Annotated in this window: 28 protein-coding genes; 19 read left to right on the top strand and 9 right to left on the bottom strand. The window is 57.2% G+C overall.

What is annotated here, in order from left to right; translation table 11 throughout:
* The first annotated feature begins 53 nt into the window (after positions 1-53).
* The 4 genes from L861_RS16275 to L861_RS16260 all read left to right on the top strand — a co-directional run bounded on the left by L861_RS16275 (position 54) and on the right by L861_RS16260 (position 4665).
* Positions 54-1001: an EamA family transporter gene (locus L861_RS16275; protein ID WP_016417728.1), complete on the top strand. Its 948-nt coding sequence runs from the start codon at positions 54-56 to the stop codon at positions 999-1001.
* Positions 1002-1027: 26 nt separating this feature from the next.
* Positions 1028-1663 (top strand): nitroreductase family protein, encoded by a 636-nt coding sequence (locus L861_RS16270; protein WP_016417727.1) that lies wholly within the window; start codon positions 1028-1030, stop codon positions 1661-1663.
* Positions 1664-1846: 183 nt separating this feature from the next.
* Positions 1847-3997, top strand: coding sequence for a methyl-accepting chemotaxis protein (locus tag L861_RS16265; RefSeq protein ID WP_016417726.1), 2151 nt, complete (start codon positions 1847-1849; stop codon positions 3995-3997).
* A 131-nt stretch (positions 3998-4128) separates the two neighbouring features.
* A complete protein-coding gene (locus L861_RS16260; protein ID WP_016417725.1) occupies positions 4129-4665 on the top strand; it encodes a GrpB family protein in 537 nt (178 codons plus the stop codon).
* 37 nt (positions 4666-4702) lie between these two features.
* On the opposite strand, the gene L861_RS16255 is transcribed toward L861_RS16260, so the two are convergent.
* The 4 genes from L861_RS16255 to L861_RS16240 all read right to left on the bottom strand — a co-directional run bounded on the left by L861_RS16255 (position 4703) and on the right by L861_RS16240 (position 7454).
* On the bottom strand, positions 4703-5182 hold the full coding sequence (locus L861_RS16255; RefSeq protein ID WP_016417724.1) for an SRPBCC family protein: 480 nt from the start codon (positions 5180-5182) through the stop codon (positions 4703-4705).
* A gap of 25 nt (positions 5183-5207) precedes the next feature.
* Entirely contained in the window at positions 5208-5831 is a 624-nt protein-coding gene (locus L861_RS16250; RefSeq protein ID WP_016417723.1) for a LolA family protein, read from the bottom strand.
* Positions 5832-5834: 3 nt separating this feature from the next.
* Positions 5835-6233, bottom strand: a complete 399-nt coding sequence (locus L861_RS16245) for a cupredoxin domain-containing protein (protein WP_016417722.1) — start codon at positions 6231-6233, stop codon at positions 5835-5837.
* Between the two features lie 285 nt (positions 6234-6518).
* Positions 6519-7454, bottom strand: coding sequence for a LysR substrate-binding domain-containing protein (locus L861_RS16240; protein ID WP_016417721.1), 936 nt, complete (start codon positions 7452-7454; stop codon positions 6519-6521).
* Between the two features lie 120 nt (positions 7455-7574).
* On the opposite strand from L861_RS16240, the gene L861_RS16235 reads away from it, so the two are divergent.
* From L861_RS16235 to nfo, 5 genes are all read left to right on the top strand, one after another.
* Complete coding sequence (locus L861_RS16235) at positions 7575-8453, top strand: pirin family protein (RefSeq protein ID WP_016417720.1); 879 nt, start codon at positions 7575-7577, stop codon at positions 8451-8453.
* A 69-nt stretch (positions 8454-8522) separates the two neighbouring features.
* Positions 8523-9155: an isochorismate family cysteine hydrolase YcaC gene (gene ycaC / locus L861_RS16230; protein WP_016417719.1), complete on the top strand. Its 633-nt coding sequence runs from the start codon at positions 8523-8525 to the stop codon at positions 9153-9155.
* Between the two features lie 107 nt (positions 9156-9262).
* The gene (locus L861_RS16225) at positions 9263-10204 is read left to right on the top strand and encodes a pirin family protein (protein WP_016417718.1); all 942 of its coding nucleotides are present in this window, start codon (positions 9263-9265) and stop codon (positions 10202-10204) included.
* A 194-nt stretch (positions 10205-10398) separates the two neighbouring features.
* Positions 10399-10977, top strand: coding sequence for an antibiotic biosynthesis monooxygenase (locus L861_RS16220; RefSeq protein WP_016417717.1), 579 nt, complete (start codon positions 10399-10401; stop codon positions 10975-10977).
* A gap of 122 nt (positions 10978-11099) precedes the next feature.
* Entirely contained in the window at positions 11100-11951 is an 852-nt protein-coding gene (gene nfo / locus L861_RS16215; RefSeq protein ID WP_016417716.1) for a deoxyribonuclease IV, read from the top strand.
* A 60-nt stretch (positions 11952-12011) separates the two neighbouring features.
* On the opposite strand, the gene L861_RS16210 is transcribed toward nfo, so the two are convergent.
* Positions 12012-12911 carry an arylamine N-acetyltransferase family protein gene (locus L861_RS16210; RefSeq protein WP_016417715.1) on the bottom strand — a complete coding sequence of 300 codons (900 nt, stop codon included), beginning with the start codon at positions 12909-12911 and terminating at the stop codon, positions 12012-12014.
* A 95-nt stretch (positions 12912-13006) separates the two neighbouring features.
* Between L861_RS16210 and L861_RS25325 the strand changes: the two genes are divergently transcribed.
* The 9 genes from L861_RS25325 to L861_RS16170 all read left to right on the top strand — a co-directional run bounded on the left by L861_RS25325 (position 13007) and on the right by L861_RS16170 (position 19682).
* Positions 13007-13246 carry a DUF6868 family protein gene (locus L861_RS25325; protein ID WP_371828298.1) on the top strand — a complete coding sequence of 80 codons (240 nt, stop codon included), beginning with the start codon at positions 13007-13009 and terminating at the stop codon, positions 13244-13246.
* A 58-nt stretch (positions 13247-13304) separates the two neighbouring features.
* Positions 13305-14207 carry an Nmad3 family putative nucleotide modification protein gene (locus L861_RS16205; protein ID WP_021029215.1) on the top strand — a complete coding sequence of 301 codons (903 nt, stop codon included), beginning with the start codon at positions 13305-13307 and terminating at the stop codon, positions 14205-14207.
* Positions 14200-14586 carry an ArsR/SmtB family transcription factor gene (locus tag L861_RS16200; RefSeq protein ID WP_016417713.1) on the top strand — a complete coding sequence of 129 codons (387 nt, stop codon included), beginning with the start codon at positions 14200-14202 and terminating at the stop codon, positions 14584-14586. The genes L861_RS16205 and L861_RS16200 overlap by 8 nt, the downstream gene beginning before the upstream one ends.
* Positions 14587-14597: 11 nt before the next feature.
* Positions 14598-15164: an SRPBCC family protein gene (locus L861_RS16195; RefSeq protein WP_016417712.1), complete on the top strand. Its 567-nt coding sequence runs from the start codon at positions 14598-14600 to the stop codon at positions 15162-15164.
* A complete protein-coding gene (locus L861_RS16190) occupies positions 15122-15871 on the top strand; it encodes a DUF899 domain-containing protein (RefSeq protein ID WP_051149360.1) in 750 nt (249 codons plus the stop codon). Before L861_RS16195 ends, L861_RS16190 begins: the two co-directional genes overlap by 43 nt.
* A 49-nt stretch (positions 15872-15920) precedes the next feature.
* A complete protein-coding gene (locus L861_RS16185; RefSeq protein ID WP_016417710.1) occupies positions 15921-16742 on the top strand; it encodes a formate/nitrite transporter family protein in 822 nt (273 codons plus the stop codon).
* A 220-nt stretch (positions 16743-16962) separates the two neighbouring features.
* On the top strand, positions 16963-17391 hold the full coding sequence (locus tag L861_RS16180) for a VOC family protein (RefSeq protein WP_016417709.1): 429 nt from the start codon (positions 16963-16965) through the stop codon (positions 17389-17391).
* A gap of 15 nt (positions 17392-17406) precedes the next feature.
* Complete coding sequence (locus L861_RS16175) at positions 17407-18111, top strand: aspartate/glutamate racemase family protein (RefSeq protein WP_016417708.1); 705 nt, start codon at positions 17407-17409, stop codon at positions 18109-18111.
* A gap of 344 nt (positions 18112-18455) precedes the next feature.
* A complete protein-coding gene (locus L861_RS16170) occupies positions 18456-19682 on the top strand; it encodes a cytochrome P450 (protein ID WP_027948076.1) in 1227 nt (408 codons plus the stop codon).
* Positions 19683-19787: 105 nt separating this feature from the next.
* Here the strand turns inward: L861_RS16170 and L861_RS23685 are convergent, their stop codons facing one another.
* From L861_RS23685 to L861_RS16155, 3 genes are all read right to left on the bottom strand, one after another.
* On the bottom strand, positions 19788-20510 hold the full coding sequence (locus L861_RS23685) for an isopentenyl transferase family protein (RefSeq protein WP_016417706.1): 723 nt from the start codon (positions 20508-20510) through the stop codon (positions 19788-19790).
* A 43-nt stretch (positions 20511-20553) separates the two neighbouring features.
* Positions 20554-21141: an isopentenyl-diphosphate Delta-isomerase gene (gene idi / locus L861_RS16160; protein ID WP_016417705.1), complete on the bottom strand. Its 588-nt coding sequence runs from the start codon at positions 21139-21141 to the stop codon at positions 20554-20556.
* A gap of 266 nt (positions 21142-21407) precedes the next feature.
* A complete protein-coding gene (locus L861_RS16155) occupies positions 21408-22283 on the bottom strand; it encodes a LysR family transcriptional regulator (RefSeq protein WP_016417704.1) in 876 nt (291 codons plus the stop codon).
* Between the two features lie 91 nt (positions 22284-22374).
* Here L861_RS16155 and L861_RS16150 point away from each other — a divergent pair, with 91 nt between their 5' ends.
* Entirely contained in the window at positions 22375-23124 is a 750-nt protein-coding gene (locus tag L861_RS16150) for an NAD(P)H-dependent oxidoreductase (protein WP_016417703.1), read from the top strand.
* 18 nt (positions 23125-23142) lie between these two features.
* On the opposite strand, the gene L861_RS16145 is transcribed toward L861_RS16150, so the two are convergent.
* The gene (locus L861_RS16145) at positions 23143-24534 is read right to left on the bottom strand and encodes a uracil-xanthine permease family protein (RefSeq protein ID WP_016417702.1); all 1392 of its coding nucleotides are present in this window, start codon (positions 24532-24534) and stop codon (positions 23143-23145) included.
* Positions 24535-24595 lie beyond the last annotated feature (61 nt).

Genomic DNA, 24595 nt, shown 5'->3' with positions numbered 1-24595 from the left:
TATGAAGATGCTCTTTGCAAAGATACTTCACAGTAAGCTATAGGAGCAGGATAATGACGAATGCCGAACTATCGCGCAAGCGTTCCGACCGGGCCGGGCTATATGCGTTTGGTTGCCTGCTGCTGGTAGGCACCTTTCTCGCGTTGTCATTGGTAGTGGCAAAGCTTGCCGATGGGGCCGGAGCACCACGCCTGACCTTCCTGATGCTGGCCATGGCCGGTGCCGGCGCCGTGTTGGCCGGCATCGCGGCACTGCAACGCCAACCGATGTCGCTTGACCGCCGCATGCTCGAATATGCTGCCGTTGCCGGAGCGCTATTTGCCTTACCCAACGCTCTGGCCTTTTTGGCGGTGCGCCATGTTGGCGCGGGCTTCATCTCGCTCAGTTTCGCTTTCCCGATCCTGATCACCTGGTTGCTAGCCGTGTGGCTGAGCCTGGAGCGTCTGCGTGCGATGCGCTTGATTGGCGTACTGCTGGGGCTTGCCGGAGGCCTGGTGCTGGCTACCGCCAAAGCTGGCGGCGGTGCAGATGGTGCCTGGGGTTGGGCCGCTCTAGTGCTGGCCATGCCGCTGGTGATCGCGCTGGGCAACATCTATCGCACTCTTCGCTGGCCCACGGGCGCCTCGCCGGTATTCCTGGCAGCGCTGATGATGCTCGGAGGAGCACTGACACTGTTGCCCTTCGCACTGTCGTTCGAACCGGGGCAGATACGGGAACTGGCCGGGTCCACTACGGCGCTACGGCTCTTGCTGGTGGAAATCGGTATTTTCTCAGTGCTTTACCTGTTTTATTTCGTGCTACAGAAGCTTGCCGGTCCCGTGTACTTGAGTCAGATAGGCACAGTGGCGGCACTGGTCGGCACGCTGATCGCGGTCTTCGCGTTAGGCGAGGCGCCGCCGCCTAACCTCGGCCTGGCGGGCATGCTGGTCGCCTTCGGCACCCTCCTTTTTCACCGCGGTGCTCGCACTGCTGCCGCTCGCAGCGGTATGTCGTCCACTTGATATCGATATTGGGAGATAGATAAGCCATGAACATCACGGAAGCCCTTCACTGGCGCTATGCAACGAAACGCATGAACGGGCAGAAAGTGGCCCAGGAAAAAGTCGAGCGGATTCTCGAGGCCGCACGTCTGGCACCGTCGTCTTACGGATTGCAGCCCTACTCCATACTGGTGGTGGAAGATGAAGCGCTACGCGAGGCAATCAAGCCCGTAGCGTTCAACCAGCCGCAGATTACGGAATCCTCTCACCTGTTGGTGTTTGCCGCCTGGGATCCGGTGCACGATGGACACGTCGATGAGTTCATCCAATTGACCGCCGAAGAACGCGGCGTGGGACTAGCAGAGTTGGAAGGCTATGAAAGCGCGATCAAGGGCACGGTAAATGGCTTTGCTTCAGCGGAGGACAAATTTCACTGGGCGGCCAAGCAAGCCTACCTTTCACTGGGTGCCGCACTGGCGGCTGCCGCCACGGAGCAGGTGGATGCCTCCCCCATGGAAGGATTCGACGCCACCGGTCTGGACGAACTGCTGAAACTTGGGGAACGCAACCTGCGCAGCGTGGTACTCATGGCTCTCGGCTACCGGGACGCTGAAAACGACCGGATGGCCGGACTCAAGAAAGTACGCTGGCCCAAGGAGAAGCTGTTTATCCGTATGCAATAAGAAGTATGAGCATCACCCCCACCTTTGACGCAAATAACCACTCCTAAGTCGTCTTAGTTATCTCATTCTTTCCTTGAAGGGCGTTATGGTCGAACAGTCTTCGTCCGACCGGCGCCTTTTTCCCTGCCAGTTGGAAGACAGGGCACCAACACCTCATATATCCATAATAACGAGTCCTCCGACATGCGCTTCCAATTCCGTTCCCTTCGACTGCTCGTCGTCACCCTGGCAGGCACCTGCATCCTGGCGGTGACGGCAGCTCTGGTCAGCTATTCGATGGTCTCCGCCTCGCGCACCCAGGGCGTAGTAGCCGAGCATACCCAAGCACTTCTCGAAAGCGGCATCAACGAACGACTGTCGTCGCTGGCGGCAGCCGAAGCCGGCCGTATCCGCAACGAACTGGACCAGGCATTGACGATCGCCTCCCAGTTGGCGCATACCAATGCGCTGATGGGCATCAAGGATGACAACGGACGCGCTCAGTTGCGTTTGAGCCGCCACGAGCTCTCTAACCTAATCCGCAATACCGTGGTCAAGAACCCCACGTTGCTGGATGCTTATATCGCCTGGGAACCGGATGCCTTCGGAGCCGACAGGCTGTACGCCAATCGCGACACAGGTTTCGCCAACGGCAGTGGCCGCTTCCGCCCTTGGTGGGTGCGCGAGGCAGACGGCAGCATGCGCCTGGAACCTCTCAAAGAAGCCAACATGGAAAGTGAGGCACCATTGGGCAACGGACTACGCCAAGGCGAATACTATCTCTGCCCCCGCGACACTCTGGCCCCCTGCATCATCGATCCCGCAGCCTACGATTACGCCGGCACCATGCGCATGGTCACTTCCTTCAATGTGCCGATAGTGGTCGACGACAAGTTTCGTGGCATCGCCGGCGTCGACATATCGGTGGATTTCACTCAGGAGTTCCTGAGCGAAGCCAACCAAAGGCTTTATGACGGTGCCGGCGAGATGGCGCTGATCGCATCCCAGGGCAGCGTGGCAGCTTATACTGCCGATACGGCATCGCTCGGTGGTGCAGCCAACCAAGTGCTGAGCGACAAGATTCAGCAGCGGATCCTCGAGGCTCAGCAAAGCGGCGAGATGCTACAAATCAGCGATGCCGACGGTATGATCGAACTCTATTGGCCATTTTCTATCAGCGCCAACCAGGCGCCGTGGGTGTTGGTCACCCGCCTGCCGCAGGAAGTGGTGTTGGCCGATCTCGGAGCCTTACAAAAGACCTTGGACCACCAGCGTCACCAGAGCCTGCTGGGCATGGGGCTGGTAGGGCTGCTGGTCGCCGGTCTGGGCCTGGTGACGATCTGGCTGGTCGGTAGCGGTATCGCCAGGCCACTGCGAGAGCTTGCCGGTCGCATGCGCGAGATCGCCTCTGGCGATGGCGACCTGACCCAGCGCCTGCCGGTCAAGGGGCGCAATGAGACCGCCGAACTGGCGACTCAATTCAACGCCTTCGTCGACAAGATCCATAACGTACTGGTCGATGTCCGCCAAAGCAGTGAGTCGGTCAAGCTAGCGGCGGAAGAGATCGCCAGTGGCAGCCAGGATCTGGCACGACGCACCGATCAAGCGGCCTCCAGCTTGCAGGAGACATCGGCGTCGATGGAAGAAATCACCAGCACAGTGGAACATACCGCTCATTCCGCTCGCGAGGCCAATGAGCTGTCCCAGTCGGCCTCACGAATCGCCACACGTGGCGGTGAAGTGGTGTCTCAGGTGGTTGCGACCATGGGTGAGATCAGCGACTCCTCACGCCAGATCGCCGATATCGTCAACGTCATGGATGGCATCGCCTTCCAGACCAACCTGCTGGCGCTCAATGCTTCGGTGGAGGCCGCGCGCGCCGGTGAACAAGGCCGCGGCTTTGCAGTGGTGGCTGGCGAAGTGCGCCAGCTCGCCAGTCGTTCGGCAGAAGCCGCGCACGAAATCAAGGCCCTGATCGAAACCTCGGTCAGTCGGACGCAACAGGGAGACGAACTGGTACGCCAGGCAGGTGCGACCATGGACGAAATCGTACAGAGCGTCACCCGCGTCGCTGGAGTGCTTGGCGAGATCCGCGCTGCCACCGGTGAACAAAGCGAAGGTATCGGCCAAGTTAACGTGGCGGTAGCCGAGCTTGACCGTATGACCCAGCAAAACGCTGCTCTGGTCGAAGAATCCAGTGTCGCCGCAGAACAACTCAGGGAGCAATCACTACGACTTGCCGAGATCGTCGGTGGCTTCACCCTAGTCGACTCCACCTCACGTGCCCCCGCCTGGGCACCCAACCTGGCATTACCGAAAGCACAAACTCGCCATCCTCAGTTGGAAGCCAGTTAAGCGCCACCTCTCGAAGCAACTTGGGCGTCAGGTATGAGCACTGCTCATTGCCTGGCGCCATCCTCGTAGTGCGCTGAAAAGCATTCTCCAATAACATTCATGAGAGCATCAGATGACGGAACAAGCATCGAATGACGGACAGCGAGTCCTTGGAACGGGCCATCCATGAAGCAGTGGCGCTGGTGCCTCACGACCCACAGTGGTCACCTCTGTTCAAAGCAGAGCGTGATCGCCTGCTCGAGCTATTCCCAACACAACTGATCCAGGTAGAACATATCGGCAGCACCGCCATTCCCGATATACCAGCCAAGCCAATCATCGACATTCTGGCCGGTGTCGAATCGATGGCCACCGCAGATTCACTGTATGGACCGCTACTCGACTCAGGCTACACCACGTCGGATGCGTTCAACGCCACCCTTACCGACCGACGCTGGTTCATGCGTTACGCTAACGGCCATCGTACCCACCACCTGCATATCGTGGTGTACGGGAGCAGCATTTGGCATCAGCGGCTGAGCTTTCGTGATGCATTACGTGCCGACCCGGTGCTCGCCCGGCAATATGCTTTACTCAAGCAGAAGCTAGCCACCCAGTATCACAGCGATAGAGAAGCTTATACGCGAGCCAAGACGGATTTCGTTCGCTCCGTGGTCGGGGATGGCTGATCCTGGAAAGCTGATGTCAACAGCAAGCCGCGAACATTCATTCATGCTCGGTACCCAACAATCGCGCATCGAGCCATCGCGCCAAACCAATGGCACCATCCTGCATCACGGTATTATGGTTCCAGGCGAACAGTGGTCGGGCAACGGGAGCGAGTAGGTTCATCCAGCGCCGAGTGGTGCACACCTGCCATTCGTAGCGCACTCGGGTTACATCATCCTTCTGAGACAATCGCCAACAGCCGGTACCCTGCACGTCGCCGCTGGCTTTCCCCACAATCAACCGGTGTGGCTGCACACGGACAACCTGCATATCGAAGCGCAAACGATAGCCCAGGCGGCTCTTCCAGACATAGCGATAAACCCGCCCGATGCCCTGCGCATCGCCAGGCGCCAACTCCTCCACTCGCAATAGGCTCTTCCACCATACGGGCCAGAAAATCGCCTGACTTAGGGCTCGGTACACCTCATCGATAGGTGCTTCCAACTGCCAGATGGTCACGAACCGGTAATCCGCCATGTCTTGTCTCCCCCGCTTCCCTTCCTCAGGGAGAGAAGACATCCCGGGACAAGACGGGATCGATAACGATATCCTCCATCATGACGGTTTCGATCCTGTCCCCGTGCCGGTCGTAGCTGATCACCTTGCGTGGAAACAGGGTCTGGTCATCGAGCCAGAGCTCGAAGCGCGCCACCTCGCCGACGGTCTGGCCTTCTTTTCCTTCCACCACCAGATGATGAACGCTATGGCTACCGACCGTGGCCTCGCCCAGTTGGCGTAGTTCTCCATGCTGCTGCAGCCGCTGCACACTACGCAGTAGCGTTCCCACATCCGACTCATCTACCCGGTGTCCACGGGAACTGCGTACCAGGCGGTTGCTGGGGCTCAACGTCAGACCGGCACGGCGCCCAGGACCTCCGAACGGCCATAGCCGTACTTCATGTTCATGCGGGTCATAGATCAACACCGCGCCGCGGTATGGCTTGACCATATCCATGCGCACGAAGCCCGGCTGCTGGTAGGTATAGTGGAGCACTTCTTCGCCGCGCGAGCCTTGGCTGCGCAGCGTCAATTGGTAAGCATTCACCTGGTCGAAGCGCGCCAACGCTGCCGTCACCGGATCGGGGTCCAGGCTCAGCGACACCATCAGCAATAGCTCCGGCAGCATGGCTCACTCCACCACCTCCAGCACACCGGACATTCCCCTGTTGCGGTGGCTGGGGAAGAACAGCAACTTCTTGTCGCAATAGAAGACCAATCGGCCCGGTATCTGAGGGGTGAAGCGAATGACTTTCTCCTCACGCTCCAACTCCTCTTCGATATCGAGCTGCATTATCTCTGAGCGAATCACCAAGTCGTGCGGCGCAAGACCAGGCTCCTTGCGGACGATCAACTCCACCGGTACCCCGACCTTGACCTGAATGCGTTCAGGCTCAAAGAAATAACTCCCACCCACGAGATGAATACGTTGCACACCATCGCTGTCGATAGGGGCCACATAGGGTTCCGTCTCAGCTCGCACCTCACTTGTGGCCAAAAACAACAGCGACGCTACCATCCATATTCCCATCCACACGAGTTTCCTGCGCTTCCATTGTGCTAATGCCATCACAGCCGTCTCCGGTCACATGTTTTCAGCATAGTAGCGGAACGCTTTCCCTCGCAGAAGTATCGAAAGACACTGCAAAAGCAAGTACTTACTCAACACCCTGAGCCTCACGACTTGATGGAGCGAGTCCTCACTTCGCCTCAATGCCACGTACTACCCAATCCTTTTTACTTCTTTCCAATATCACTTAGCCGCCCCAGTGAGTCCTTACTTACACTTCCCCTATTAGTCAGGAGGTACCGCCCACTAAACCTCTTGCTGAGCGAGAGCGGCCATGCTGGTGAAGTCTACCTCGTTAATGTTCTCGCCAAGGAAGTCCAGCAGGGCTCTTACTGAGGGCAGTAGCCCACGCCTTGAGGGGAACACGGCATGCAGGATGCCGGCTCGTGGTTCCCAGCCAGGCAGGACGTCGATGAGGTTGCCACTGGAGAAATCCTTACCCGCGACGATCAAGGCCAGCTTCACGACGCCCAAACCTGCCAGTGCCGCTTGATGCAGTGTCTCTGCATTGTCGGTCACCAGCCGTGGCCGGTGCGGCACTTTGGCAGTGACGCCATCAGGACCGTCGAGATGCCAAACGTGTTGCTTGTCGACCTGGTCGAAATCCAGGCTTGGCAACTGCGCCAGATCGCCTGGAGTACGAGGTAACAGGTGACGAGCGAAGAGGCTGGGTGACGCCATCAGGCGCTGTGGGCTGTTCGACAAAACCTTCATGGTCAGGTCGCTGTCCTCCAGGGGTGGGAAGCGCACCCGTATGGCCATGTCGAGGCCTTCCTTGACCACATCGACTCGCCGGCTAGTGGCTTCGACCTGCACCTCCACGTCGGGGCATTGCACCATGAAGCGTACCAACAATGGCGAGATCAGATAGTGCAGCAAACTGGGCGGACAGCTCAGCCTGACAGTACCGCGAGGTTCTGCGAGGTTTCGCTTTATCAGCTCCTCGGCGGCCTCAGCCTCCACCAGCATGGCAACACAGTGACGGTAGTACGCCTGCCCCAGTTCAGTCACCGACAGATGGCGAGTCGAGCGATTGATCAGCCGTGTCTCGAGGCGTGTCTCCAGTTGCGAGATACGCCGGCTCAGCTTCGATTTAGGGATTCCCAAAGCACGTCCCGCTGGGGCGAAGCCGCCATGATCGACCACCTGGACGTAGTAATAGAGATCGTTGAGATCCTGCATTGCGCTGTTCCATGAATAGAACGGTGAGTCTGAATTCTAGCCTCTAGTGCGTAATTCGTCCTTTACCTAGGCTTTCGACATCAGGGCCTAGAGCCCCTGGTTCAAGCAAGGAGCCTGGAGATGAAGAAGATCCAAGGTGTTTACAGCGCCCCACGTGGTCACTGGGTCGGTGACGGCTTCCCAGTGCGTTCGCTGTTCTCCTACGACAGGATGGGGGCGGAGCATGTGAGCCCTTTTCTGTTGCTGGACTATGCCGGTCCCTTCGATTTCGAGCCGGCTCACCGGGCGAGGGGTGTTGGAGCACATCCGCACCGTGGTTTCGAGACCGTGACCCTGGTCTACCAAGGCGAACTGGAGCATCGCGACTCCACGGGCAGCGGTGGGCGAATCGCCGAAGGCGACGTGCAGTGGATGACTGCCGGGTCGGGCATCATCCACGAGGAACTCCACTCCCAGGCCTTCACCGAGCAAGGGGGCACCCTCGAGATGGTGCAACTCTGGGTCAACCTGCCTGCCAGCGACAAGTCCGCGCCTGCGGCCTACCAGACGCTACTCAAGGGCGATATCCCCGATGTGCCTCTATCGGAGGGAGCCGGTCGCGTTCGCGTGGTAGCGGGTGACTACCTCGGTCACCAAGGGCCCGCACGGACCTTCACACCGATCAACCTGTGGGACGTGCGCCTGCGGCCGGGCGGCGATGTGTTGCTGCCCGTGCCCGATGGCCACACCACGTTGCTGGTGGTGCTCAGTGGCACGGTGCAGATCAACGGCAGCGAGCTGGTGCGCGATGCAGGGGTAGTTAGCTTCGCACGCCGCGGCGACTCGCTGCATGTGGAGGCCAACAACGATGCCAAACTCCTGCTGCTCAGCGGCGAGCCCATTCAAGAGCCCGTGGTGGGCTATGGGCCCATGGTGATGAACAGCACTGAGGAGATCCAGCAAGCCTTTGCCGACTTCCAGCAAGGGAAGTACGGCGTCCTGAGTGACAGGCGGGCCTGACCCATCTGTCCAAGCGCCCGGCAGCCCGGCTGCCGGGTTCCCCTGCTCCAAGATGAAAGGAGAGCTGTCATGTCTTATGCCTACAACCGCCTGAACAAGGAAGATGTCGCCCTGCTGATGGTCGACCATCAGGCAGGCCTTCTGTCCCTGGTACGCGATTTCAGCCCGGACGAGTTCAAGAACAATGTGCTGGCGCTGGCCGATATCGCCAAGTTCTTCGACATCCCGGCTATCCTCACCACCAGTTTCGAAGATGGCCCCAACGGCCCGATAGTGCCGGAGTTGAAAGAGAAGTTTCCTCAGGCGCCCTACTTCGCGCGTCCGGGGCAGATCAATGCCTGGGATAATGAGGAGTTCGTGGCAGCCGTCAAGGCCACCGGCAAGAAGCAGCTGCTGATCGCCGGTGTGGTCACCGAAGTGTGCGTGGCCTTCCCGGTGCTATCTGCCCTGGAGGAAGGTTATGAAGTCTTCGTGGTCACCGATGCCTCCGGCACCTTCAACCCGATCACTCGCAATGCCGCCTGGGATCGCATGTCCCAGGCCGGTGCCCAGTTGATGACCTGGTTCGCCGTGGGCGGCGAGTTGCATCGCGACTGGCGCAACGACATCGAGGGCTTCGGCGGCCTGCTGGCCGGCCATCTTCCGGCCTATGCCAACCTGATGCAGAGCTACGCGCAGCAAAGTCTCTCTAGCCAGAGCTGATGCCGACCGTCTCGGCCCCAGGCATGACGGGAAGAGACCACCTATGCTGAAGCGATCTCCCTCGGTGGGGCCGAGACGAGCCCGTGCTTATCCTCTAGGAGCACCTCATGAGCAATCTCATCGATGACAAGACACTGTCCTCCTCCCTGGACTGCCCAGTGGTGGCTGGCAAGCGTCTGATCCAGCATATCGCGCCACGCACCGCCGACGTGGGCGGCATTCCCGTCAATCGGGTGCTGCCTTCGCGGCAGCGTCGTCTGGTGGGAGCGTGGTGCTTCCTCGACCACGCCGGCCCTTCGGTATTCAAAGGTGATAGCGCCGGCCTGCGGGTCGGGCCGCATCCCCATATCGGCCTGCAAACCTTCACCTGGATGATCGAAGGCGAGGTGCTGCATCGCGACAGCCTGGGGCATGAGCAAGTGATACGTCCGGGCCAGGTCAATCTGATGACCGCGGGACGCGGCATCAGTCATACCGAGGAGTCAGTACTTGGCGAATCCCATTTACACGCGGCTCAGCTATGGATCGCCCTGCCCCAGGCACACCGCAATACCGAGCCACGCTTCGATCATTACCCGAACCTGCCTCGCTGGCAGGCCCAGGGCGTGGATTTGACCTTGTTGACCGGTGAGTTTGCCAGCTACCAGGCACCGGCGCTGTCGTTCTCCCCGCTGGTCGGAGTGGACCTGTATAGTCCTCAGGCAGCGACGCTGTCACTGCCACTCCGGGAGGACTTCGAATATGCCCTGCTGCCACTGGAGAGCGAACTTTCGATCGACAGCGAGCCCTTCGCCACCAATGAGCTGGCCTATCTGGGGCGTGGTCGTGACAGTGTCGAAGTGACGCTACCGGAAGGCGGGCGCGCCATCCTGGTGGGTGGCGAGCCGCTCGAAGAAGAGGTGCTGATCTGGTGGAACTTCGTCGGCCACAGCAAGGCGGAGATCGCCGAAGCGCAGCGCGACTGGGAGGCAGGCAGCGCACGCTTCGGCGATATCCCCCAGTATCATGGGGAACGGCTGATGCCGCCACCACTGCCCTGGAAGGTCTAGGCTTTGTCCGAAAACTGCCTGCGCTTGCCCATACGGCGTTAAAAATCAGCTCGAAGTACTCATTTACAATCCACGTAAACTCCGTCTTCTCGCTGATTTTTGCCTTGTCTGGCCATCGCTCGGTGACTTTTCGTACAAAACCTAACTCTAACTGACCAAGCTTCATGCCGTTCCCTGAATACTTCGGAAACCACATGACCAAGCACCCTTCGGACTCGTCCTCTTCGCACCGCGAGGGGGCCACCATTCGCATCCATCATCGAGTGCGCGCCAGTGCGCGGGATCGTTACGAGACCTGGCTGCGACAGATCATCGAGACCGCCGCGCGCTTCCCAGGACACCTGGGGGTGCATATCCTGCGTCCCCCGGAAGGCGGCCAGGACTATGAAATTGCGGTGCGATTCTCCAATGAAGAAGATGCCAGGAGATGGCGAGAGTCGGAGCAGCGCCGCGAGCTAATGGCCACCATTCACAGCGATCTGCAGCAGGACGAGACGGTTGAGATACTTAGCGGAATCGATTACTGGTTCACTCCACCCAACGTGACCAGCAAACAACCCACACGCTGGAAACAGTGGCTCGTCACCACGGCAGTGATCTGGCCGCTCACGATGCTTATTCCCCTGTTATGGCAGCCGCTATTTTCGCTTTCCCCTACTCTGGGTGCATGGGGACTGCGCCACGGCTTGATCGCCGCCACTATCGTTGCGCTGATGGTATACGCTGTCATGCCCCGCGTGACTCGTATCCTGGCACCTTGGTTGTTCCGGTAGCTCTCGTCATAGCGCCAGCCAGATGGTGCATCAATTGTTTGATGACGCTAGGCTATCGTGGTGCCGAAAATGGCCGGTGGGCCTCACGACAATCATGAGGCAGTGATCGAAGGAGCGTCGTCATGAAATATCTCGGAGCCCATGTCAGTGCCGCCGGCGGTCCCGACCAAGCCGTGTTGCGCGCTGTCGAAATCGGTGCCGACGCCTTCGCACTGTTCACCAAGAACCAGCGCCAGTGGCGCGCCAAGTCGCTGACCGACGACATCATCGAGGCCTTCCGCAACGCCTGCCAAGAGCATGGCTTCGCTCCGAAACAGATCCTTCCCCACGATAGCTATCTGATCAATCTTGGTCACCCCGATACCGCGGGGCTGCAAAAATCACGGGAAGCCTTTCTCGACGAGATGCAACGCTGCGAAAAATTGGGCCTCACCCTGCTCAACTTCCACCCCGGCAGCCACCTGAACAAGATCAGCGAAAGCGAGTGCCTGACCCGCATTGCCGACTCCATCAATGAGGCTCTCTCACACACCCAAGGCGTCACGGCAGTGATCGAGAACACCGCCGGCCAGGGCAGTAACCTGGGCTGGCGCTTCGAGCACCTGGCGGAGATCATCGAACAGGTCGACGACAAGTCGCGGGTTGGGGTATGTATCGACACCTGTCACGCCTTCGCCGCCGGCTACGACCTACGAACCCCGGAGGCCTGTACCGCAACACTGGACGAATTCGATAAGATAGTCGGCTTCGGCTACCTACGCGGCATGCACCTCAACGATGCCAAGAGCGGGTTCGCCAGCCGCGTCGACCGCCACCATAGCCTGGGTCAGGGCAATATCGGCCTCGACGCCTTCACCACCATCATGCGCGACCCGCGCATTGACGACATTCCCCTGGTGCTGGAGACCATCGAGCCGGCTATCTGGGCTGAGGAGATTGCTTGGTTGCGGGGCCAGCAGCTCGACCATGGCTGACGGCTACACCGATTCCAATATCTGCTTTCAGGCACTGTAGGCTGCCTCGGTTAATCCCCTTCAGGTGCCAAGTTGTTCGCCCTCGGACGCTGCTAGAACGAGCGACTCGGCCTGCCGCAGCAATACGCGCTCCTGTGCGTGTGAGAGCACCAGCCCAAACAGCTCGCGCAACACGCCGGGCAACTCCCCGGCGTCGAGTTCACGCCGCTCCGGTGCCTCGCCGGGCCGGAAGGTTTTCAGCTCCAGATCGGTGAGCGCATAACGCACCTCCGCCCCATTGTGCTGGGCCACGATCCGCCGGGTGAAAGGCGACGCCGGATGGTGGGACACATGGTAGTTGTGGTCCTCATAGTCGGCACGATAGTAGGGTTCGTCGCTGAACTGGTAGAGATTGAGCCAGCCGTCATGGCGCCGGTAGCGCAGCAGCCAGAACCCCGATGGCGAACGCTCCAGCCGGTACTCCCAGCGGCCATGACGCATCTCGATACCCTCCTCCAGCGGCACCGGCTCACGCGGCCCCACGTTACCGACGCCGACATCGACCAGCCAGTCGCGCTCCTCCAGGGTGACCGCAAGGATCGTATGCCCCACGGCGGTGACCTTGCGCGCGTCATCGCCCATCAACATCCGCGCGCTGCGCCCCGCCACCGCAAAGCCGAGTCGATCCAGCACCGTGGCGAACAGGATGTTCTGCTCGTGGCAGTAGCCGCCGCGACGACGCCCCACTAGCTTCTCCTGCAAGTTCGCCAAATCGAGCTGAATTTCACCGCCGGTGATAATCTCCAGGTTCTCGAACGGTATCGCCTGGAGATGCGCCTGCTGCAAGGCGCGCAATGTCTCCAGGGTCGGCGTCAATGGCCCCCGGTAGTCGATGCGTTCCAGATAGGCCTCGAGATCAAGAGGTGAGGCTTCCCACAAGGCTGAATCGTGGGGCACAAGCGAAGATACGGATGCCTGCATGACGGTAACTCCTTTGCCGAGCGGCGCCCTGCCGCAGAGAGTGGAATGGCCGCCCGAAAGCAACCGTTGCACTGCAGGCTAAGACCTAAAGTTAGATTGAGGTAAAGCGAAAAACTTCCTATCGGATCCATAGCAATCACCAATACCAGACCACACTTTCCCACCTCGCTCCACCACAGCCCGAGCGACTGGCAAGCCACCGACTCCATTCCCGATGGCTCCATTTTTCCATTGAAAGGTTCGATGCACTTCACTATGGAGGGATGGCGATCTACAAAATCTGTATTCTGCTATTTAACCTTGTATCGTATGTCGCGCTACTAATTGTCGGGTAGGTTGGCTCTGACCGGAGAAGCAACCGGTCAGGAGAGTTTCTGACAGTGGGAGAAAGGATTGAAACTGATCCTTAGCCGTAAAGGCTTCGACTCCTCCGCCGGGGGCGTGCCCAGCCCCATCTTTCCGGATAAGCGGATGCTCGCCCTGCCAATCCCGGATGGAAAATCGGTCATCCGCTACCGGGATATCGTCTACGATGAGAGCTCACTTGGCGACCTCGTCGGCCAGCTCACCAAGGGCAAGGTCACACTGGACGACGGCGCCCATCTCGATCCCGACCTAATAAGCGAAATGCTTCCCCGCCAACCCGGCTGGCGGCCGATCTTCGGGCAAGCCGGGCAGGCGCAGGGACACCTGCGCAACCACGGGGTCGGTCCAGGCGATCTCTTCCTGTTCTTCGGGCTCTTCAGGCGCGTCGAACACCGCGATGGGGTCTGGCGCTGGGCTCCCGAGTCTCGCCCGTGCCATGTCATCTGGGGCTGGCTACAAGTAGCGGAGGTATTAAAACTCGGGGCATCACCTCTCCGAAACTATGAGTGGGCGGAATATCATCCTCACTTCCAGCGACACGGCGATCCCAACAACGTGATCTACCTGGCGAGCCGACGGCTGCATTTTGACGGACTAAGCGATGCGCTGCCGGGCTCCGGTGTCTTCCCACACGCCTCACCAGACTTGCAACTGACTGCGCCTCACGCAGCCAAGACCTCCACCTGGCGGCTTCCCTCTTGGTGCTATCCGGAGGATGGACGCACGCCCCTGACCTACCACGCCAACCGGCAGCGCTGGAAAAAACACACCGATCACACCGAGCTGAGTGCGGCGGCGCGAGGGCAGGAGTTCATCCTGGACGGCAAGGAGTATCCAGAGGCACTGCCTTGGGCATGCGATCTGATCCGCAGCCGTGATCGGGAAGGCCAATTGGCACCGCTTTCAGATCTTGTTCAACCATATGGTTGACAAACAGCCCTTCACCTTCTATCTAAACCATATGGTTGAACAACAGACGATAACCCTGGATCGGGTCTTCCACGCCCTGGCTGACCCGACCCGACGGGCAATGCTCAAGAACCTCGCCTCAGGCGAGAGGAAGATCGGCGAGTTGGCCTCGCCCTTCTCGATGTCGTTCGCAGCGGCCTCCAAGCATGTGCGCGTATTGGAACAGGCGGGCTTGATCCATCGCCGTGTAGAGGGTCGAGCTCACTTCTGCCAGCTCAATCCGGACCCGCTTGCCGCGGCGGACGAGTGGCTACGCTTCTACGAAAGCTTCTGGAGCAAGCGTCTGGACGCATTGGAGGCAGCGCTGAATGCCGAAGATAGAGAGCACGACATCAAATAAAGGAGCTGGGTATGAGCGACGATAACTACGGCCGATTACTCGACTTGACCTCAATCCGCTTCGAGCGTCTGCTTCCCGGCCCCATCGAGCGCGTATGGGCCTATCTCACCGAATCCGACAAGCGCGCCCAGTGGCTCGCCGCCGGCACCATGGAACCTCGACCGGGCAGCGCCTTTGCCCTGCACTTCGACCATGCCAACCTGTCGCCACAGCAAGCGTCCGCACCGGAGCGTTTCCGCAATTTCGAGGGTGGCTGCACCACCCAACACGAAATCCGTCGCTTCGAACCGCCCCATGTACTGGTAATGACCTGGGGTGGCGGCAACGAGGAACCGTCTGAGGTGACCTTCGAGCTCAGCGAGGAAGGCGACCAGGTGCGGCTGGTACTGACCCACCGCCGGCTCGGCGACATCGATACCCTGGTCGACGTGGCCGGAGGTTGGCATACCCATCTCGCCATTCTGCTCGAGGTATTGGAGGGACGTACCCCGCCCCCCTTCTGGCCAGTGTTCGAACGTATGGAGGAGGATTACCGATGGCGCATCACATTGCAGCGCAACGGGAGGAACCAGCAGTGAACGATTCCCGCAATCCCCTACCCCCCATCGTCTCGATGGACGAGTGGCGGGCCGCACTCGAGCAACAGATCGCCAAGGAAAAGGCGCTGACCCGCGCTCGCGATAAATTGAACGCGGAACGTCGTCGGCTTCCGATGGTGAAGGTAGAAAAGGAGTATGTCTTCGAAGGACCATCGGGCAAGGTGAGCCTGCTCGAACTTTTCGAAGGCCGCCGACAGCTAATCGTCTATCACTTCATGTTTGGGCCCGACTGGGAAGCCGGCTGCGATGGCTGCTCGTGGGTCGCTGACGCCATGACCCATCCTGCCCACCTGCATGCCCGCGATACCTCCTTTGTCATGATATCGCGCGCTCCGCTCGACAAGCTGGAACGCTACAAGGCACGCATGGGATGGATACATCCGACCTGGTATTCCTCATACGATAGCGACTTCAACTTCGACATGGGCGTCACAACGGGCAACAAGGATGACCCCAGCGCCGATCGCGGTGAAAAGCATGGCGTGAGCGTTTTCCTGCGCAACGGTAACGATATCTACAGGACGTATTTCACTGGCAAACGCGGCGTCGAATACCTGGGCAGTCACTGGACCTATTTGGACCTGACCGCGTACGGTCGTCAGGAGACGTGGGAAGACTCGCCCGAAGGTTGGCCCCAAACGGCACCGTACGTGTGGAACCGGCGTCATGATGAGTACGACATATGACCCGCTATAGTGAGGGAAAACAATTCTCCGACATAAGCGGGCTTACGCGATGGACAAAGGGAACCTGTTTGGCGACGCCTATCAGCCTGATCAGATAGCGCGGAGAGTGGAAAGCATGGGCGTGGCCAAGGCGCGTGCGGACGCCTTGACGTTGCTGGTACTGGCAGTGCTCGCCGGTGCTTTCATTTCCCTTGGCGCCTTGTTCTTTACCATGGTCGTTACCGACTCCAGTCTGGGGTTCGGGGTTACCCGCCTGCTTGGAGGCCTGAGCTTCTGCCTCGGCCTGGTGCTGGTAGTGATAGGCGGCGCAGAACTGTTCACTGGCAACAACCTCTTGGCCATGGCCTGGGCAAGCCAGTTGATCAGTACACGCGGGGTATTGAGGAATTGGGGGCTGGTCTATTTGGGCAATGTGATTGGCTGCCTGGGTACGGTAATGCTGGTGGTATGGGCCGATATCGCCAGTCTTGGCGGTGGCGCCGTGGGGGAGACGGCACTGCAGATCGTCCGTGCCAAGGCGGACCTACCGCTGAGTGAAGCCTTCGCCCGTGGCATTCTGTGCAATGTACTGGTATGCCTGGCGGTATGGTTGGCGATGGGCGGTCACAGCGTTACCGACAAGATCCTGGCTCTTCTGCTGCCTATCAGCGCCTTCGTGACCCTGGGCTTCGAACACTCGATCGCCAACTGGTTCTTCCTACCCCTCGGCCTCGTTTTGGATGAACAAGGCACGGTAACGCTCACGGCTTCGCTCAGCAATCTCGTAGTGGTCAGCGCCGGCAATATCGTCGGAGGTACCCTGCTGGTCGCAGGCGTGTACTGGCTCGCTTACCTGCGCAACCCGGACAAGCCAGAGGATCGGCCCTCATAAATTGCTATCTCTCACACGCTCATGCCATCCGCTGGACTTAAAAAGAGAACTCGCGAAAGGAAGCTGCCCTCCATATATATAAAAGGCGCTCGCACGATGTACCTGGGTTGCATGAAGAAAAGGACGCAGAGCGCTACCCTCAGAGACAACTTGATCTACTCTGAATTTCACCTTACCCGGAATCCGGTGATGATTTGCCACGAACTGGGGGTAGCTTGCCATGCAACCACGTATCACGCTGATCACATTAGGCGTCGATGACCTGGAACGCGCACTGCACTTCTATCGCGATGGACTCGGTCTGGAAACGCCAGGTATCGTCGGCGAGGAGTTCGAGGAAGGCGATGGGGCCGTAGCATTCTTCGACCTGCAGGGCGGGCTGAAGCTGGGGATCTGGCCACGCCGCTGCATAGGCAATGATGCGGATGTGCCCGTAGGCACGCCTAGTGCAACCGAATTCACCTTGGCACATAATGTCACTTCGCGAGAAGACGTCGATACCGTGATGGCACAAGCGCAAAGCGCTGGTGCCACGGTCACCAAGCCTGCGCACGAAACCTTCTGGGGCGGCTATGCCGGCTATTTTCAGGACCCCGACGGACACCTATGGGAGGTGGCCTGGAACCCATCATGGGAAATCGAGGAATAAGGAGAAGGATGCTCCATGAAAACCATCGGAATGCTCGGCGGTATGAGCTGGGAATCCACGGCAAGCTACTACAAAGCGCTCAACGAGGGCGTGAAAGCCGCGTTGGGAGGCCTGCACTCGGCCAAGATCTGCCTGTATAGCGTCGACTTCGCGGAACTCGAGCGACTCCAGCACGAAGGCGAATGGGAAGCGACGGCGGACATTCTGTCCGACGCGGCACGCTCGGTCGAAGCCGGCGGCGCCGACTTCCTGCTGATCTGTACCAACACCATGCACAAGGTCGCGCCCCGGATCGAGGCATCGATCTCCATTCCCCTGTTGCACATCGCCGATGCCACAGCGCAACGGCTTGCCAATGACGGTATCAAACGCGTGGGTCTGCTAGGCACTCGCTTCACGATGGAACAGGACTTCTACAAGGGCCGAATTGCCGAGGGCCATGACATCGACGTCCTGGTACCCACCGCGCCAGAACAAGACATCGTGCACCAGATAATCTATTCCGAGCTCTGCCTTGGTCGAATCTCTGAGGCATCGCGGCAGCAATACCTCGAGATCATCGATGCCCTACGCGAACGAGGCGCCGAAGCGGTGATCCTCGGCTGCACGGAAATCGCGCTACTAGTGCAACAGGAACATACGACCGTGCCGCTTTACGACACCACCACCATCCATGCGGAAGAAGCCGTGAAGTGGGCGCTGGCAACAACCCCGAGCTAACCGTTCTCAGGGACATCGCGTAGGTATCTACAGGCGCTATACCATTAGGCGTCACAGTAATACGAGTTCCGAACTCTTCCAGGCGACAGACGAAGTAGGACGGGTCGATCAATACCTCGGGAAAATAGAGCCCGGGTGCCACTGGCCCTCCTCCTGCCAAGCCAAGCAGTCGCTCAATACCCAGCGCGGTCAGTGATACTTGGTGTCGATCACGATTTCTGTCGAAAATGGCTCACGTATATACCACCTTACAATAAGTATCATCACGCAATTCAATTTATATTCGATTCCCCAGTGTGTTAAGACGGTATCACTCGAATACTGGAAATAAAGCCGAGGAATCGATGACTGTATTAAGTAAAGGATTCAGGTTCAATCCGAGGTCAGAATCATTCAATAAAGACCCATATTCCACCTACAAGGAAATGTCCAACAATTTCCCTGTTTATCGTATAGGGAATACATGGATACTCACACGCCACGATGATATTCAACACTGCCTCCGACATGAAAATCTTGTTACATCAGGCATCTCCGATAGCTTGATAGATGAATTTGAAAAAGAGTCTATAGTCATCCCTGATGAGCTACAGGACATCATTCGCTCCATCCTTCTCTTTGAAGAAGGGGAGCGGCATGACAGTCATAAGAAATCGATGATAAGAGCATTGAGTGGCGAATACTTTGACGAACTGAAGCGGATAATAAAAATGGAAGTCAACAAGATACTCGGCGCGATAAAAGATCGGCAAGAGGTAGATATCATCTATCATATTGCAAGTCCACTATGGTACAGCGTTTTTTCACGATGGCTAAACCTGAATCAGGAAGAGATGGAGATTGTTAATCAGGAAGGTGATAACAGCCGACTCTTGCTTGACCCAAGTGCCATAAATAAGAAGGGGTTATATGCACTGGCCAAAGCTTTAGATCGCCTCAACTCTGTTTTCACTTCACACTACTCGCGCATAGCCTCATCGTCAGAAAAATCTTTATTTTTTGAAAGCTTTAACGATGCGTGTGACAAGAGAAACGCCCAAGACTACTCCATTGACTGCATCACGGCTTTTGGTGGAGGGAGTGAAACGACTGCGGCACTGATCGGTAATGTGTTTTTGCTTCTAGCCTGTTATCCTGCTGAACAGGAAAAACTGCGACAGCAACCAAAATTACTGCACAACTGCATTCAAGAGGTCATGCGCTTTGAACCTCCTTTACAGATGACTCGACGCCGGGTTACAACAGAGATGTATCTGCATGGAAAGACATTCAGGGCCGGCGACAATATTCTTCTTTGCCTTGGCGCTGCCAATAGAGATGGCTCAGTATTCGATTCCCCCGACACGTTCAATATTGCAAGAAAGAACAGCAGGAAGCAATTAGGATTTGGCGTTGGAATGCATCAATGTGTAGGCCAAATACTTGCCCAGCTTCAAGCGGAAGCAGTTTGTGAAGTAATGCTACGTTGCTACCCTTGCATTAAACTGGCAGATAGCAATGCATACGAATGGCAAAAAGACAGTCTGATTATCCGCTCGTTATCAAAACTGATAATTAGAACAGGCTTGTGAAGAGACACCACTTCTCTCAACTGGCAGCAAACCGCTCCTCAATAGGTTGTGGACCGTGTCTTACTAACCGTGGACCTTCCGTTATATCTAGTTTTCCTGACCAGCTTATCTGACAACTTTCACTCCAGTAGCGATCATCGCTTGTTCCATTATATTTAGCATCTCAAATTGGGTCCTAGCGTATTTCCGATGTGACTCGGCCACACGGTCGGTAATTTCTCCAATAGCTGATAGAGGGAGACACTCGAAATCAACATCTTCGATGTGGAAATTATTATCATCACACCATGACAGTATACCATCAAACCCGCATATTGATGTAATGAAATCTCGTTGCTCCTTATAATCCCATGCGTATTTTAGCTCATCGACAATCGATCTTCGGTCAACTCGAGGCTCCATCATCTGCACTACACGCTCCCTGATTTTCTGAACATAAGCTGGATCATCAGGATTATTCCAGCGTATTTCGACCGTGGAACCACGGCATAACTCGGCACGTTCCACAATAAGGCGGCAAAGCGATACCGAGCCTCCCTCAAGAATGACAAACGAATGATAATTCGAAAGTTTATCAACAATATTCACTAGTTTAGTGTACGCATCTTCCACACCTAAATTCCCATGAGATATTTCACGATCATCAAGGTAGAACCGCTTGGTCGCCCCCAATTCAGAATCTTGGGGACGCGAGCTGACAGTCCACAACTCCTGAAAACACTGTATTCGGTCCAGCACCACAACGGGAGCATTCACCATTTCGGCCAATGAAATTGAAGCCGATGTTTTCCCACTTGCCGTGGTTCCCAGAATATAATGCCGCCTCATCCCTGGGCCTCCCGACACACGCCACCTATCATTCACTATATCTTTAATAGTCGTTTTGTCCTCGATTCTCCATTACATCAGAGTGGTCACGCCTTATTCGCTGCCACTCCATCTTGAACCATGGTGTAAAAATGTCTGGGTTATCGCTCATTTCATTATCCAGTCTCTCCGGAGAAAGATACCGAATTTCAGACACTTCGCTACTGTTGAAATTGGGCACTTCATCGCTATAGCCGACATATACCCAGCACAATTCACTTTCAGCTCCAATGTCACCAAACCTTGCCTGATATTGGAATTTGAACAAGAAGGAAAGTGGAGCTTGAATCCCTATTTCTTCCTTCAATCGTCGTTGTGTGGCGATCTCCATGCTTTCGCCACGACGCGGATGGCTGCAGCAGGTGTTTGACCAGAAACCTGGCCATAGCTGCTTGTTCACTGCACGCTTCTGGATAATGAGATCTCCCGCTGAATTAAAGACAAACAGTGAAAATGCACGATGCAACAGGCCGTCACCTTTATGTACATCAGCTTTTGAACAAAAACCAATCTCGCGATCATCACTATCGACGAGCACGAGAGATTCATCATCATACGAAACGACATGACCATTATTCACACGGGAAGTCAAAGCTCATCTCCACACAATAGATCAACCCTCATGCCAGCCAAGAGATATTTATCAATATCTTTTGAAATTGTAAAGAACAAGCCTAAAATCATTGAGCTACACAATATCACTTATCATGAGCAGAAAGGTAAAAAAGCAACCATTATTTAGACTCAAAAAATGTATCAAGCAAATTTATACCCATATTCACAAATTCGTATGGCCATAGAAATTGAAATTCCTTAGCATATCGGCTCGCCGACATAGGTATAGCTATTTATTTAAACTTAGCGGATGCCCTCCTGCTCCCTGACCGCTTCTGCGACGAAATCGAGTAAGGCGCGAATGCGCGCCACCCGGCGAAGATCGGGATGGGTCAACAACCATAGATCGGTACAGAGTTCCGGGATAAGGTCGCTGACCCGCGTCAACATACTGTCGGCATCGGCAAGGTAACAGGGCAATACCGCCAGACCCATCCCGGCTCGCACCGCTTGGAACATGCCCAGCATGCTGTCCACACGATAACGACATTGCCCATCCACCCCGTTATCCGCCATCCAGGCATCCAACGCAGCATATCCCAGATGCGCATCCGGCCCTACCCAATCGGCATCATAACCTTGCCGATCGCCATACACACCGACACGACCATAGACAGCCTGGGCGATACTGCCGACTCGGCGCCCTACCAATACCTCCGGCGGTGCCGACGACGGGCGCACCGCCACGTCGGCATCGCGCTTGGAGAGGTTGAAGAGTTGGTTGGATACGACAACCTCCAGCATGATATCCGGATGGGCACGGCGGAAATCGGCAAATATCGGCGTCAGGAGTCCCATCAGCAACGTATCCGTCGTCGTTACCCGTACCGAGCCCGACAACTGCAAGTCTCGTCCAACCACGCGTCGTTCGGCGCTCAATACTTCTTCTTCGACACGTGCAGCCGTAGCGGCCAAGTCCTCACCGGCGGTAGTTGCTGCATAACCACTGCGGAAGCGCTCGAATAAGGCGACTCCTAGACGTCGTTCGATATCTCCCAGGCGTCGAAATATCGTGGCATGGCTCAGCCTTAGCTTCCGTGCCGCGCCAGATAACGACCCCGTCTCGGCAATCGCCAGCACGATCCGGAGATCTTCCCACTGGATTCGCTGTTCATTCATGCAAAGTTCATTGTCATTGATGAGGAATGTTATTTCACTTACGCAAAGTCTAGCTTGGTAGTTCCTAACAAGACACCAAGGGAGTGACTCCATGCATGCACTGATCGTCTACTGCCACCCCGAACCGCATTCGTTCAATGGCGCCCTGAAAGACATCGCCATGGAGACCTTGCAGCGCCTCGGCTACAGCGTGGAGGTGTCCGATCTCTACGCCGAAGGCTTTGATCCCGTCGAGCACCCGGCACACTTCACCAAGAGGGCCGACACTGAATCGTTCGCACCGTTGACGGAACAGCGGTATAGCTTTCGAGAAGGAATCCTGCCTGCCGATGTGCAGCGTGAGATCGCACGTCTGGAACGTGCCGACCTGGTGGTCCTGCAATTTCCCCTGTGGTGGCATGCCCAGCCCGCGATGCTCAAGGGCTGGTTCGACCGGATCTTCGTCTACGGGGGGATCTATAGCGGCAGCATGCGCTACGATCGCGGCCGCTTCCCTGGCAAACGGGTAATCTGCTCGGTGACCACCGGTGCGCCGGAACCCACCTTTTCGCTGCACGGTCGCAGTGGCCACATCGTGTCACTGATGTGGCCGATCCATTGCTCGCTCTACTACTTGGGCATGGACGTGATAGCGCCACAGATCCACTATGGCGTGCAAGGCGGTGGGCTCAGCTACCAAGAGGAAGAAAGCTTTCGTGCCCAGCTCGAGGCCGATAAGGCGAACTGGGCACGTCGCTTGGAAAGCCTGGAAGAAGAAACACCGATTCCCTTCACCGGTTGGGACGATTGGGATGAGAACGGTGTGCTCAAGCCGGAGCACCCTACAAGATGGCGCCTTTGATTTCCTGATGACAGGTCCTCATGACAGGCGGCGTTCGGCCCCCTCAACGGGGGTATCTTCATTCATCTTTTCCGCCACCAATTCCCGCTCCCTCGCTTCATCAGCCAGGGTTACACGTGGTAGCAGCAGGTTAAGGGTGAAGGCGGTCAACGCGGCGACGACGATCGGCGAACCGCCTACCACCATCTGCACCAGCTCGGGGAACCGTTCGATGGATTCAGGGGCGGCATAGATACCCAGGCTCAGTGCCAATGACAAGCTGACAATGGTCATGTTACGCGACGACATCTCGTCCTTGGTGAGCAGTTGGATGCCGGTCATGGTAATCATGCCGAACACGGTGATCGTCGCGCCTCCCAATACTGGATAGGGAATGGTGGTCATCACCGCACCGAACTTGGGAATCAAGCCGGCGGCGAGCATGAATACCGCAGCCAGTGCCAGCACATATCGACTGACTACCTTGGTCATGGCCACGATACCGACATTCTGGCTGTAGGAAGACGTCGGCAGCGCCCCGAACAACGAGCCAACGGCGGTGCAAGCCCCATTGCCCAGCAGGCCACCAGACAACTCTTTGGTGTTCAGTTCGCGATTCATGCCCCCAACCGAGGTCGCGGAAAGGTCGCCGATGGTTTGTGCCGAGTTGATCACGCAGATGATCACCATGGAAATGATTGCCGCGGAATGGAACTCCAGTTCGAAAGGCATCAGGCGTGGCGCCGTGAACCATGGAGCTTCGCGTACTGGATCGAAGTCCACCATGCCAAGGAACAGCGAGAGTACATAGCCCACCGCGATGCCGCAGATGATGGCCGCCAGCTTGAGAAATCCGCGCGCGAACTGTGAAACGAGCAACACCACCCCCAATGTGGCCAGGGCAACGAGCCAGTGGGACGGTTCACCGTAATCGGCACTGTTGATGCCACCGGCCATGTAGTGGATGGCGATGTCGTATAACGACAAACCGATCACCAGCACCACAGTACCTGCCACCACGGGAGGAAAAAGATGGCGGATCCGCTGGATATAGAACCCGACCAGTACCATGGTAATACCACCCACCAACTGGGCACCGAGAATGCCCCCGAGGCCATACTCCGCCCCCACGGCGGTCAACGTCGGCACATAGGCGAACCCGACCCCGAAGATCGTAGGCAGACGCGCCCCGATCCTTCGTAGGCCATAGAGCTGAATCAGGGTGGAGATCCCGGAAGCCACCAACGAGATCTGGATCAAGGTCATCATCTCGGCGAGAGAGGCTCCGACCGCTCCGACCACGATGATCGGCACGGTCACCGTGCCCATGATCATGGCCAGGATGTGCTGTAGCGAGAGAGGCAAGGCTCTGCCGAGCGGCGGTTTGCCATGGAAGTCGAAAACGGATTGGCTGTTGTGAGTTGTGCTCATGGGGATCCAAGGTTGACTGTTTTTATGTATACAAAACAGATTGATTAAATGAGCACAAAAT

Origin of the sequence: Litchfieldella anticariensis FP35 = DSM 16096, assembly GCF_000409775.1 — a bacterium.
GTDB lineage: Bacteria > Pseudomonadota > Gammaproteobacteria > Pseudomonadales > Halomonadaceae > Litchfieldella > Litchfieldella anticariensis.
This window is presented reverse-complemented; position numbering and strand designations above follow the sequence as displayed.